The following is a 12,781-nucleotide window of genomic DNA, read 5'->3' as shown; positions in this document are numbered from 1 at the left end:
TAAACTGATAATATTTATGCCAAATCTTTACATAATTTCCGGATGCAACGGTGCAGGCAAAACAACAGCTTCGTATACAATGTTGCCAGAGATGCTCGACTGTAAAGAGTTTATTAATGCAGATGAAATAGCAAAAGGGCTTTCTCCGTTTCAACCGGAGAAAGCTGCTATTGAGGCAGGCCGGATCATGCTCAGGCGGATGGAAGAAATGCTGAAGATGCAAGAAGATTTTGCAATAGAAACAACTCTTGCTACCAAGTCATATACCTTATTTATTAAAAAAGCTCAAAAATTAGGCTATTTCGTAACATTATTGTATTTTTGGCTAAGTTCTCCCGAATTAGCTATTAAGCGTGTCGAAGACCGAGTGAAGTCTGGAGGACATCATGTTCCAAGCGATGTCATAAGAAGACGTTATGCTGCAGGAGCATCTAATTTGTTTTCTCTATATACCCCTATCTCTGATTATTGGTTGGTGGTAAATAACTCTGAAAATCCTTTCAGTCTGATTGCTGAGGGTAAGAAGGACAATTTTATTGAGATATACAATAATGAGATTCTTAATCAAATAAAAAATATATGACTTGTGATGAATTGGCTCTGCGGGGCAAATTGTTAGTTGGTCTTAATTTATCTTATACCCGTTTGATTGAAAAGAAGCAAAAAGAAGATGGAAATCTCATCTTCTCAAAAAATGGGAAAATCGTAAAAGTAAAAGCCCGCAGGTTGGGCAACGTCAGAATAGGTGAATCTATAGGCGTTATTTAAATGTTTCAATGACATATCAGGCAGAAAAAATTGTACCCTATGAGAGTACCGAAAATAAAGGTGCTCAGGTCGAACGTATGTTCGATTCTATAGCGGAAAATTACGATACACTGAATCATACGTTGTCTATGGGGATTGACCGTGGATGGCGTAAGAAAAGTCTTTTGGCTTTAAAAGACTCTAATCCTCAAACTATACTTGATATTGCAACCGGTACCGGAGATCTGGCTATTCAGGCTTTCGATATTTTGCGTCCTCAGCATATTACAGGAATTGATATTTCGGAAGGTATGATGGAGGTGGGGCGTAAAAAGGTCGCAAAGATCGGGCTTTCCGATAAAATCAGTTTCGAGAAGCAGGATTGTATGGATTTATCTATTGAAGACAATACATTCGATGCTGCCATCGTTGGTTTTGGAGTTCGGAATTTTGAAAATCTGGATAAAGGATTAACCGAAATTCTAAGGGTTTTGAAGCCCGGAGGAAAGTTAATGATTCTGGAGCTGACCACACCAAAGACTTTTCCGATGAAGCAAGGGTATTGGTTGTATTCACGACTTTTTATCCCGACTATAGGTAAATTGATATCAAAGGATAAAGTTGCATATAAATATCTGCCTAAATCTATAGAGGCTTTTGTACAAGGGAAAAAAATGGTCGGAGTCCTTACTAAGAACGGCTTTAATAATGCCCGGCATAAATCTTATACATTTGGTATTTGTACAATGTATATAGGGGAAAAATAGTCGAAATAGGAAAGCTTCTAAGCGAAAAAATATAAAAGAAAGAGTTTGAACATATTCAAACTCTTTCTTTTTAGTAGCAGATATCTTTTTCTTAAGATTTTATCTTACCATATAACTCATCAAATTTCTCACGATCGAATCTTTCGTAACGAGGTTTGGTTGGTACGTAGTCGTCATTATCCCAAAGAGAACTTGTAATCATCAAATCTGCGCTGTATCTGTTGCAGGCAATGGGTACATTGTGTACACGGCACTGACGAAGTAACATCATTATATCGGCTTCGTGTGGCTGTGGATTAAGGTCGTCGATCAGAAATACAGCCAGATTTATTTCTTGACGAACAACCATTGCTGCGATCTCCGCATCTCCACCCAGAGGACCTGAATTCATACATGTGATTTCGGTATCCATGCCTCTTTCGCTAAAGGCTTGTTGTATAAGATGACCGGTTGTGCCGGTACATACAAGATGGTGTTTTGATAAAAATTCGGAATTATAATAACACCAGTCAACCATGTCAGCCTTGCGGTGATCGTGAGCAACCAAAGCTATGGTAAGTCTTTTTTTCATAAATTTCGTATAATTAGTTTTTCTGAAATGATTGTATTGATCTAGTTATCTATTAGTTGGATCTTTTGCTACAAGTTCGGCTATCTTAACAATTACTTGTGTTGCTTTTTCCATTGAAGGGATGGGGACAAACTCGTAACGGCCATGAAAATTAAGACCTCCGGCAAATATGTTAGGGCAGGGTAGACCCATGAATGATAATCGAGCTCCATCGGTTCCCCCTCTGATTGGTTTTACTATAGGTGTTATATTTAACTCCTGCATAGCGTTGAAAGCGTAATCTACAATTTTGATTACAGGTTCTACTTTTTCACGCATATTATAATATTGGTCTTTTATCTCAAGATGTATACTGCTTACAGGGTATAGTTCTTGGAGGTAAGTTACAGCATCTTTTAAAAGTTGCTTTCTTTGTTCAAATATTTCTCTGTCGTGATCACGTATAATAAATGAAACATTAGCAGCATCAACAGACCCCGACATTCCTATGAGGTGGAAAAATCCTTCGTATCCTGTTGTATGTTCAGGGCGTTGGCTTTCGGGTAAAAGTGTTATCAGTTTATTGGCAACAATCAAAGCATTAACCATTTTATCTTTCGCCGATCCTGGATGGACACTTCTTCCCTGAATGGATACTTTAGCTCCTGCAGCATTGAAATTTTCATATTCGAGTTCGCCGATAATTCCTCCATCCATGGTATATGCCCATTCTGCACCAAATTTTTCCACATCAAAATGGTCTGCACCTTCACCTATTTCTTCATCCGGAGTAAAACAGATCCTTATTTTACCATGTTTTATTTCGGGGTGTTGAAGCAGGTGTTCCATTGCTGTAATAATTTCAGCAACACCGGCTTTATCGTCAGCTCCCAAAAGGGTAGTTCCATCTGTTACAATAAGATCTTGACCTTCGAATTGTAGTAATTCAGGAAAATCAACAGGAGATAATACTATATTATTTTCCTTGTGTAGTATTATATCTTTGCCATCATAGGCTTTTACTATACGAGGGCTTACATTCTTACCTGTAAGATCGGGGCTGGTATCCATATGTGCAACAAAACCAATAGTCGGGATTGTTTGATCGGTATTTGAAGGTAGGGTTGCCATTACATACCCATTTGCATCTAGCGATACATCCGATAATCCCAGATTTATGAGTTCATTCTTTAGTTCTTCAGCCAAGACTAATTGTCCCGGAGTACTTGGAGTTGTTCCGGTTTCGGTGCTGGATTCGGTGTCGAATTGTACGTATTTGATGAATCTGTCTACTACATTCATTCTATTTGAAAAATTTTTGATGAAAATTTAAGTAGGTTTATTTACTGTAAAAGAAATATAACTATTTGCTTTTAAAAGCGTTATTCTGCCTACGATTTACTAAGAACAAAGATAGTAAAATGAAAGTAAACGAAAAAGTTTGTGATGGATTTTGGAATTTAAAAAAAATATCTACCTTTGTGCCCGGGTAAGTCCTATACGGTCAGCTCCCGATTAATCCCCCAGGGTTTGATCGCAGCAAGGGTAGTTGGTTGTAGCGGCGCGATATAGTAAGCTTACCCACTTGCCTCTTTAGCTCAGTTGGCCAGAGCACGTGATTTGTAATCTCGGGGTCGTTGGTTCGAATCCGACAAGAGGCTCAAAAAGGAACTAATTGTTTAGTTCCTTTTTTTGTTTATTGTACTCTTGTTATTTTTATTTACGATTATTCTTTTCCTTATAATATTTCATCAGATAATAAGATGAAAATGACAATATAACAAATGTACACGCACGTATATAATGGTTCACATTGTATCTGTCTGCTATAATTAATATAATGTTCAGAAAGATACAAGTTGTTGACACGATAAATAAAGCGATACTGAATTTGTACATTTGTTTATTTTTCTAGTTCTACAATTATAGAGTCGTTTTTTATTTCAATTTTGCTATTTGGATACTGTTCGAGTATGAAAGTTTTTACTCCGCTTAATGATGGGTAATCACGTTCTCCGATGAATAGCCGAGCATCGTCTATCAGTATGATATGTTCTGTATTAGTGGAAAATATAGCTTTTAACTCTTCCCATATCGGACAGTCCTTATCTCCCCGTGCAGTGATACCTCCCGAATAGTGCCCATCTAACCAAAAGATGGCTTTGCTGGTGATCTCTTTTACAATTATGGCCATTACTTTGCCGCTATCACCTTGTAAAACGTGGATGTGAGGTTTTTTTCTGAATCGTTTTTGAGCCAATTTATGCAGGCTTAAGCTTAATTCGATAGTGTATATCTTGTCAAAGTTGTCTTGTTGAGCCCATACCATATCACCAAGATAGGTTCCGGATTCTATCAGAACCGATATGTGATGTTTATTTTTATATTCGTTTATCAATTCTTGCTTTACGATATGAGGCACCGGCATTGGCTTACCTTGTTTTAGCCATTTGCTCTTTTTCTTGCTGTTTTGATACGATTTGTATAGTTTTTGAACAAATCGAGGTAGTATATCCAGGTATTGTTTAGATTGTGGCATGTGTGTTGTATGTTTTAAAGTTTGAATGAAAAGCCTATGGCCTGAATTTTATAAGACCAGTCATTTTTCTTATTGTATTTTCAATCAAAGATAGAGAAAAAAGTTTCAGCTTGTCCAACGGATATCTGAACTAAAGTGTTATTCTTTTATAAATAATGCGAATCAGTAATTGAACGTAATATTCTATCAGGTTTTTATATTAAAAAGATTACAAAAGTCACATTCATATTGTATTGATTCTTTCGTTTACCTTTACCCCTCTGACCCCTAAAGGGGATTTTTTTACTGTCGTTCGAAAATTCCCTTTAGGGGTTTGGGTTCATTGAAAAAAAAGTAACAAAGGTTACACCAAAAATGTACTTTAATGATTGACACCTTTTCTCTCTGAGAGATCGAAAATGTATGTTGTCCAGTTATTTAAAGAGCCTTTTTTTTGCAAAGGAGGGTACAGTCCCTGTCATGCTCTATTTGTAGATAAAAAAATTAAGAGGTATGAGCCTTACTTTAAAATGATCTCATCTTTTTGGATTTTTATATCGCAATAATGGCAGTTTAAAACGACCTGAGTATTATCCAATACTTCAAATCTTGTTTCCATCGGCTCATTATTTGTAATGCATTTAGGATTATTGCATTTGACTATTCCCTTAATTATATGAGGAAGGCTTACCCTTTTCTTTTCAATAACCCGATAGTCTTTTATTATATTTAAAACAACATTGGGAGCAATAAGCGCAATGCGGTTAATTTCACTTTCTTCAAAGAATTTATCCGAAATCTTTATAATACCCTTAGTTCCCATTTTTTTACTTTCGAGATTATTTCCTATCGTGATGGGATGAGCGAGATTGTCAAGGTTAAGCAATGAAACTACTTTGAATAACTGATCGGATGGTATATGATCTATAGCAGTGCCGTTACATAAGGCAGCTACTTGTAATTCTTTTCTTTTTTCAGACATGGCTTTTGATTTTTTGCTGTTTATTAAAGACTTATACCTAATGTGTCACAGATAACTGCCTGACGTGTGAATACACCGTTTTTTGCTTGTTCGAAATAATAGGCCTTGGGGCTGTCGTCTACATCCTGTTGAATTTCATTTACACGGGGCAGCGGATGGAGTATTCTTAAATTCTCACGACTGTTTTCTATCATCTCTTTTTTCAGGATATAAACATTTTTCACCTTTTCGTATTCCATCAGATCCGTAAAACGCTCACGTTGTACACGGGTCATATATAGAATATCCGTTTGATTAATTATCTCGGGAGAGAAGTCTGATGTTTCTTCGTGTTTGATATTGTGCTCATCACAGAATAATTTGTATTGTTCGGGAAGTTTCAATTCTTCCGGAGCTACAAATCGGAAAGTGGGATTGAAATGCGACATCCCTATGATAAGAGAGTGTACGGTGCGTCCATATTTCAGGTCTCCTACTATTGTTATATTCAAATCGGTAAGCTTGCCTTGTGTCTTAAATATCGAATACATATCCAGCATGGTTTGTGTAGGATGCTGATTGGCTCCGTCTCCGGCATTGATAATTGGGGTTGCTGTCAGTTCTGATGCATATCGGGCAGCTCCTTCCAAATGATGTCGCATGATAATAAGGTCGGCATAGTTGCTTACCATGGCGATGGTGTCTTTAAGGGTTTCACCTTTGGTCGAACTGGTAGTCGAAGCATCAGAAAAACCGATAATACGTCCACCTAATCTGTTGACAGCTGTTTCGAAACTAAGACGTGTACGCGTCGATGGTTCGAAAAACAAAGTAGCGCATACTTTTCCTTCCAGAAGTCGGCGGTTCGGATTTTTATCAAATTCTTTAGCAATTTCAAGTATTCTGAGAATATCTTCTTTGCTGTAATCTGTAATTGAAACCAAACTTTTATTTTTCATAAGTAAGTGTATATGGTATTGGTATGAATAATTGATAAAATTAAAACAGGCTCTAAATAGAACATTTTAATGCCATTATACGTTTAGGTTCTTTCGCTAACCAAAATTGCAAATCGCTTGGGGGTTCATCCGTTGATTTTTACACAAAAAAAACCTCGAAAACAACAATGTTTCGAGGCTGTATAATTGAAGAACAAAAAAGGCTGAGTTTAAATGTATTACTTGTAAACTCAATTCATGGAAATATGAATGCCTGTATTTGTTCATATTTTTTGTGCATATGATATTTATGATTGCAAAGTTAGTTAATTAAATAAAGTAAATAGTCTTTTTCTCTGAAAATCGTACCTTTGTACCCGAAAAAATTATAACATATGTCTTGTATATTAAATATAGAAACAGCAACAAATGTTTGTTCGGTTGCCGTTTCATTTGATGGTAAAATTATTTTTGAAAAAGAGAATACAACAGGGCCATCTCATGCTGCTTTATTGGGCGTTTTTGTAGCAGAAGCATTGGAAGCCGTCCGAAAAAATAATCATAAGCTTGATGCTGTAGCTGTAAGCTGCGGACCCGGTTCTTACACAGGTTTACGTATCGGTGTATCGGAAGCTAAAGGTTTGTGTTATGGTTTTGGTATTCCATTGATAGCAGTCAAAAGTCTTGAGGTTATGGCAAAAAAGGTATTGGATACTCAGTCAGGCATCAGCGAGGATGATTTACTTTGTCCTATGATAGATGCCCGTCGTATGGAAGTTTATGCTGTTATCTATAACAGTAAACTTGAAGTCTTACGGGATACAGCGGCAGATATTGTAGATAATGATTCTTACCGGAATTTTCTGGATAAGCAAAAAGTTGTATTCTTCGGTGATGGTGCAGAAAAATGCAAAGATGTGCTGATTCATGATAATGCCGTTTTTATAGATGGAATATACCCTTCTGCAAAGCATATGATTGAATTATCTGAAAAGGCCTTCAATAATAAGTTTTTTGTAGATGTTGCTTATTTTGAGCCTTTTTATCTGAAAGATTTTGTGGCAACGACACCTAAAAAGAATCTTTTGTAAAAAAGGTTGTTAGAATGACAACTTTTTCTGTCTTGTAATGTTATTATACCGATCAACTTAAAAACATTACATTATGGAAACAAAAGATTCATTGCTTAAAATCAAGGTAATACCTAATGCGCCTTTATTGGTGGAAGGTACTGTAGAATTAACTCTTGCAGATGGTTCAACTGTGGTAAAAACAAATCCACACTTGTGTCGTTGCGGAGGTTCCCATAACAAGCCTTATTGCGATGGAACGCATGCCAAAATAGGTTTTAAAGATTAAGAATCTTGCCTGTTTTTTTAGACCGATATACAACCAAAGTCTGTTTAACAGTATTCTTGATCGTATATCGTTTTTTTATTGTGTCTGTAAAATAATAAAACGGCTATTTATTGGTGATATTTGCAATAAATAGCTATAGATTTGCTATTTTTGTAATAGTTCTGCTTTAGGTTATAGACCTATTTAAGTATATAAAGAGGTCTGCGACCTTAGTTATTTAAAAAAAGTATTCGTTTTATGGAAATTGAAGATTGTCAGAGCGAAGGATTTGCAACACGTATTATTACTACACAATTCAATCGCAAGGATGCGCATGGCGCAATTAGTTTACCGATATACCGTAATGCTGCATTTGAGTTCGAAACAGCCGAAGCTATAGCTAATGCGTTTCAGTTCAAAGCTAATGCACATACTTATACACGTATATCAAATCCAACAGTAGAAAATTTAGAGCAGAAAATAAAGGCTGCGTCAGGTGCGGATTTTGTCATGTCGGTTAGTTCGGGTATGGCAGCTATAAGTAATACCTTTATGGCGATGGCATATGCAGGTTCTAATATTGTAACATCTCCTCATTTGTTTGGAAATACATTTTCGCTGTTTCAATTTACACTTGCCGAATTTGGAGTGGAAGTACGTTTTGTGAATACTGATAATCTTTCTGAGATAGAAGCGGCTGTAGATGAAAATACCTGTGCTTTCTTTTGTGAGTTGATAACTAATCCTCACATGGAAGTGGCAGACCTTCCTGCTATATCTAAAATATTGAAGGCTAAAAATGTACCGCTCATAGTTGACTCTACCATTGTTCCCTGGTGTGGTTTTAATGCTAAAAAGGCAGGTGCAGATATTGAGGTTGTTTCTACAACAAAATATGTATCGGGAGGAGCTACAAGTATTGGTGGTGCAATTCTGGATTACGGAACATTCGATTGGTCTAAGAATAAAAAATTAAATAAAGTAACCGCTGTAGACGGACGATTGCGATTTACATTTAAGCTTCGTCGTGAGATTGCCAGAAATATCGGAGCTTGTATGGATTCGGAAACTGCTTCTCTGCAAGCATTAGGAATGGAAACCCTTCAGATCCGCTTCGAACATATGTCGGCTTCGGCTTATGAATTGGCGAAATTTTTATCAGCTAATGAAAAAGTAAAAAAGGTGGGTTATACAAAATTGGAAAGTTCTCCTTATAAGGCTGTCTCTGATAAATTATTTACATCTAATCCGGGTGCCATGCTCACCTTTAATCTTGCATCGAAGGAAGATTGTTACCAATTTCAGAATAAATTGAAAGTAATCAGACGGGCTACTAATTTGTTTGATAACAAGACATTGATTATTCATCCCGAATCTACTATATACGGAACATTCTCTAAAGAAATGAAAGAGGTAATGGGTATTGAAGATAATCTCTTACGCTTATCCGTTGGGCTGGAAAATATAGAAGACCTTAAAAAGGATATATTACAGGCTTTAGGCGAATAATTGTACATGAAAAATAAAAAAGGACAGTGATTATCACTGTCCTTTTTATTTTTCTTTATAGGCTAAATAACCTAACCAGATAAGAGGCAGTGTTATTATACCTATATAAAAGGTATTGTATTGCAATGTTTCAGGGTATAATGCAATGGCGAGGATTAAACCTATTGCCGCTCCTCCAAGGTGGGCTGCGTGCCCGATATTTCCTAATGAACGTCTCATGCCATATACAGAGTAAGCCAGATAACCGATTCCGAACAACCATCCGGGTATAGGAATAGGAATAGGGAAGATCATCATAGTCATTTGCGGGTATATAGCTATAGCAGCAAATATAATTCCCGAAACGCCACCCGATGCTCCAACGGCTGTATAAGTGGAATCTCTGCGGTACATCCACAACGTTAGAAGATTACCTCCGAGTACCGCAGCAAAATAAATAATCAGATAGATTGCATTGCTAAAATGGGCTATGATAATATCAGAGAAGAAATATAATGCCAGCATATTGAATAGCAGATGCATAAAATCGCCATGAAGAAATGCTGAGGTAATCAGCCTGTCTACCTGTTTCATTTCCCGTATAGCATATGTACTAAACATATATCTCGAAAAGAAACGCTTATCGTTAAACCCGATAAAACTGATTATACATGTTACCCCGATAAGGATCATTGCTACTATAGTCATGAATTAATTGTTTTATATATGATTTACTTTTTGACCTAGCGTGCAAAAATATCAAAATATTCTATAGAAACTATTCGCTTCGGCTAATCTTTTGATTGAAGAATTTAAAGAAAGTTTTAATTATGTAATTTTGCGTTAATAAAAATTAATATCTAATTTTGTCTCAGATTTGGTAATCGAAGTAGTTCGTTTACTTCGGTGAAAGGGAACCCGATGAAATTACGGGGCTGTACCTGCAGCTGTAAATCCTCTCTAATTGATGTTGGTCAAAATTTCTAAGCCACTGTATCTGTGATACGGGAAGGTTTTTGACCAGAGGAAAGCCAGAAGACCTGCCAAATTGTATAATAAACACCAAGCTTCCAGGAATAGAAGGCTGTGTAATACTCACAAAGTATACATCACTATTTTATTTTTTGACAGGGGATTCCCTGTGTAGAGGAAACTCGATGTTTTATTTTATGCTGCTTAAAATAAAACACTATATGAGGTATTTTACATTACTTATCGTGGCTGCTTTTACTATGGGCTGCCAATTTTTGAATGCACAGAATTGCTTAATAAAAGGCAAAATAACCGACAGTACCACTAAAGAACCATTACTGGGTGCTACTATTAGTATACAGGGTACAAATGTAGGTATCGCGACTAATACCCGTGGCGAATATCAGATCAAGCGTTTATCGACAGGTACATACACCATCACTGCTTCTTATGTCGGATATACTACCAAGCAAAAAATAATAACAATAAAAGATCAGTCAACGGAGCTGGATTTCTCTTTAAACAGCCGCCCGGAAGCGATCAATGAAGTAGTTGTGACCGGAACCGGAACAGAACATTACCTGAAAGATGCTCCCGTACAAACAGAAGTTATTACCAATCAGATATTATCGGCATATTCCGGGCGAAGTATAGAAGAAATACTAAGCGGATTGAGTCCGTCTTTTGACTTCGGGCAGAATGAAATGGGTTCAAATATGCAGATGAATGGCTTAGGAAACAATTATATACTTGTCCTGATTGATGGTAAAAAAGTGCATGGGGATGTAGGAGGACAGAATAATCTGAGCATGATTAATCCTGAAAATGTAGAACGTATAGAGGTGGTAAAGGGTGCATCTTCGTCTCTTTACGGATCGGATGCTATAGCCGGGGTTATCAACATTATAACGAAAAAAAATTATAATCCTCTGAATATCAAAAATACAACTAGGGGAGGATCATACGGCGATTTCCAGCAGCATAATACTATTGGGTTAAAATCCAAAAAGTGGAGTTCTTCTACTGTTTTTAATCTTAAGCATTCCGATGGCTGGAAGAATTCAAATCAGGAAATATATAAGAATACATTGTATCCTTCGACAGTAACGAAAACTGCTAACAGGTTTACAGATTACCGTGTAACAGAAAAAATAGAATTCAAACCGAACGAAAAGCTGAGTGCTTATGCCAGTGGTATGGTTTACGGAAAAGATATGTACCGTCCATGTGGTGAACCTCAATATACAACATATGGAATGTTTTACCGTAGCCAATCTTATGATTTGGGCGGAAAGTATTTATTGTTGAATAATAACTTTCTTACGTTTGATGCAAGTTATGATAAAACAAATTATTCGCACCGATACTCGTCATTGACTGTCGAAGAGCATATTGATGAATCCGGCGAAATTTCGCATCCTGTTTTTCAGAAGGGAGATGAGTCCTTGCAAAGTTCTCAGGAGAGGATATTAGCCCATCTTAAAGGAGTCTTTAATTTAGGCAAATCCCATAGACTTAGTTCGGGTATCGAATATAATCTGGATATGCTTAAATCTCCTTATCGCATTTTATCTGAAAAAGAATCTGCCTATACACTATCAGCCTATGTACAGGATGAATGGTCGTATCGTAATCTGAATATAACAGCCGGAGCTCGCTTGGTCGGTCATAAAGAGTTCGGCGCAAAGATCACACCTAAAGTTTCGGCCTTGTATAAATTGGAAAATGTAAATCTTAGAGCTACTTATTCGAATGGGTTTAAAACCCCGACATTAAAAGAATTGTATTACAGGTATGAACGTACAATGATGTCTGACCTGCGATTGTATCTTGGTAATACGGGACTGAAACCTCAGTTCTCCAATTACTATTCGCTGGGAGCAGAATATAATTCGAAACGATTTACAGTCAGTGTCACAGGATATTACAACAGGGTAAAAGACATGATTGCTCTTGTTGAGATCGAAAGTTCTTATTACGATAAAGTGAGAGGAATTGACAAAACAATGCAGTATAATAATATTGAAGATGCAAAGATTAGAGGGATCGATTTTATTTTCAATTTCAATGTGACCGGAAATCTGCTTGTAGGTGGAGGGTATAGCTATACGAATGCTGAAGCGAATAAGCTGAATGAAGATGGAGTTATGGTTAGGTTGATGGTTGACGGTACGGCATTACATCATGCTAATATGCGTTTTGTATGGAATCACGATTGGAAAAAATATAAACTGGGGGTGGGATTATTTGCCCGAGCTCAGTCTAAAAGATACTATGAATATGACGGAAATGCCGGAGGTTATATGACTTGGCGTTTGAATACAAACCACAAACTTGCGACAATACGTAATTGTAAACTGGAATTTAATGCAGGCATTGATAATATATTTGATTATCATGAGACTAAGCCCTATGGGTATAATTATGCATCGAATACTGCCGGTAGAACATATTATACATCTGTAACTCTACGCTTTATAAAATAAACACTAAATATTAAAA

Annotated in this window: 13 protein-coding genes, 1 tRNA gene and 1 riboswitch; of the genes, 8 read left to right on the top strand and 6 right to left on the bottom strand. The window is 36.6% G+C overall.

The features are described from left to right. Window positions 1-16 precede the first annotated feature (16 nt). The 3 genes from K322_RS0114050 to ubiE are packed head-to-tail and all read left to right on the top strand — an operon-like array spanning window position 17 to window position 1,514. A complete protein-coding gene (locus tag K322_RS0114050) occupies window positions 17-583 on the top strand; it encodes a zeta toxin family protein (protein WP_026627443.1) in 567 nt (188 codons plus the stop codon). Next, a complete protein-coding gene (locus tag K322_RS19550; RefSeq protein ID WP_035332176.1) occupies window positions 580-768 on the top strand; it encodes a hypothetical protein in 189 nt (62 codons plus the stop codon). Before K322_RS0114050 ends, K322_RS19550 begins: the two co-directional genes overlap by 4 nt. A gap of 8 nt (window positions 769-776) precedes the next feature. After that, a complete protein-coding gene (gene ubiE / locus K322_RS0114040) occupies window positions 777-1,514 on the top strand; it encodes a bifunctional demethylmenaquinone methyltransferase/2-methoxy-6-polyprenyl-1,4-benzoquinol methylase UbiE (protein WP_026627442.1) in 738 nt (245 codons plus the stop codon). 91 nt (window positions 1,515-1,605) lie between these two features. Here the strand turns inward: ubiE and K322_RS0114035 are convergent, their stop codons facing one another. Next, entirely contained in the window at window positions 1,606-2,085 is a 480-nt protein-coding gene (locus K322_RS0114035) for a methylglyoxal synthase (RefSeq protein ID WP_026627441.1), read from the bottom strand. Window positions 2,086-2,130: 45 nt separating this feature from the next. Then, complete coding sequence (gene pepT, locus K322_RS0114030) at window positions 2,131-3,366, bottom strand: peptidase T (protein WP_026627440.1); 1,236 nt, start codon at window positions 3,364-3,366, stop codon at window positions 2,131-2,133. A 285-nt stretch (window positions 3,367-3,651) separates the two neighbouring features. Here pepT and K322_RS0114025 point away from each other — a divergent pair. Then, window positions 3,652-3,725, top strand: a tRNA-Thr gene (locus K322_RS0114025). 242 nt (window positions 3,726-3,967) lie between these two features. Here K322_RS0114025 and K322_RS19540 read toward each other — a convergent pair. The 3 genes from K322_RS19540 to pyrB all read right to left on the bottom strand — a co-directional run bounded on the left by K322_RS19540 (window position 3,968) and on the right by pyrB (window position 6,502). After that, a complete protein-coding gene (locus K322_RS19540; RefSeq protein ID WP_026627439.1) occupies window positions 3,968-4,603 on the bottom strand; it encodes a hypothetical protein in 636 nt (211 codons plus the stop codon). A gap of 499 nt (window positions 4,604-5,102) precedes the next feature. Then, window positions 5,103-5,564, bottom strand: coding sequence for an aspartate carbamoyltransferase regulatory subunit (gene pyrI / locus K322_RS0114015; protein WP_026627438.1), 462 nt, complete (start codon window positions 5,562-5,564; stop codon window positions 5,103-5,105). A 23-nt stretch (window positions 5,565-5,587) separates the two neighbouring features. Continuing rightward, window positions 5,588-6,502 carry an aspartate carbamoyltransferase gene (pyrB, locus tag K322_RS0114010; protein ID WP_026627437.1) on the bottom strand — a complete coding sequence of 305 codons (915 nt, stop codon included), beginning with the start codon at window positions 6,500-6,502 and terminating at the stop codon, window positions 5,588-5,590. 374 nt (window positions 6,503-6,876) lie between these two features. Between pyrB and tsaB the strand changes: the two genes are divergently transcribed. From tsaB to K322_RS0113995, 3 genes are all read left to right on the top strand, one after another. Next, entirely contained in the window at window positions 6,877-7,572 is a 696-nt protein-coding gene (tsaB, locus tag K322_RS0114005; RefSeq protein ID WP_026627436.1) for a tRNA (adenosine(37)-N6)-threonylcarbamoyltransferase complex dimerization subunit type 1 TsaB, read from the top strand. A gap of 73 nt (window positions 7,573-7,645) precedes the next feature. Then, window positions 7,646-7,840: a CDGSH iron-sulfur domain-containing protein gene (locus K322_RS0114000; RefSeq protein ID WP_026627435.1), complete on the top strand. Its 195-nt coding sequence runs from the start codon at window positions 7,646-7,648 to the stop codon at window positions 7,838-7,840. A gap of 237 nt (window positions 7,841-8,077) precedes the next feature. Further along, window positions 8,078-9,328: a PLP-dependent transferase gene (locus tag K322_RS0113995; protein WP_035332172.1), complete on the top strand. Its 1,251-nt coding sequence runs from the start codon at window positions 8,078-8,080 to the stop codon at window positions 9,326-9,328. A gap of 45 nt (window positions 9,329-9,373) precedes the next feature. Here K322_RS0113995 and K322_RS0113990 read toward each other — a convergent pair whose 3' ends face one another. Beyond that, a complete protein-coding gene (locus tag K322_RS0113990) occupies window positions 9,374-10,015 on the bottom strand; it encodes a rhomboid family intramembrane serine protease (RefSeq protein ID WP_026627433.1) in 642 nt (213 codons plus the stop codon). A 153-nt stretch (window positions 10,016-10,168) separates the two neighbouring features. Beyond that, a riboswitch (cobalamin riboswitch) is annotated at window positions 10,169-10,369 on the top strand. Between the two features lie 131 nt (window positions 10,370-10,500). Between K322_RS0113990 and K322_RS19535 the strand changes: the two genes are divergently transcribed. After that, a complete protein-coding gene (locus K322_RS19535) occupies window positions 10,501-12,765 on the top strand; it encodes a TonB-dependent receptor (protein WP_035332171.1) in 2,265 nt (754 codons plus the stop codon). Window positions 12,766-12,781: the final 16 nt, after the last annotated feature.

The organism is Indolivaga capnocytophagoides DSM 22835 (assembly GCF_000426485.1).
GTDB classification, from domain to species: Bacteria; Bacteroidota; Bacteroidia; order Bacteroidales; family Dysgonomonadaceae; genus Dysgonomonas_A; species Dysgonomonas_A capnocytophagoides.
This window is presented reverse-complemented; position numbering and strand designations above follow the sequence as displayed.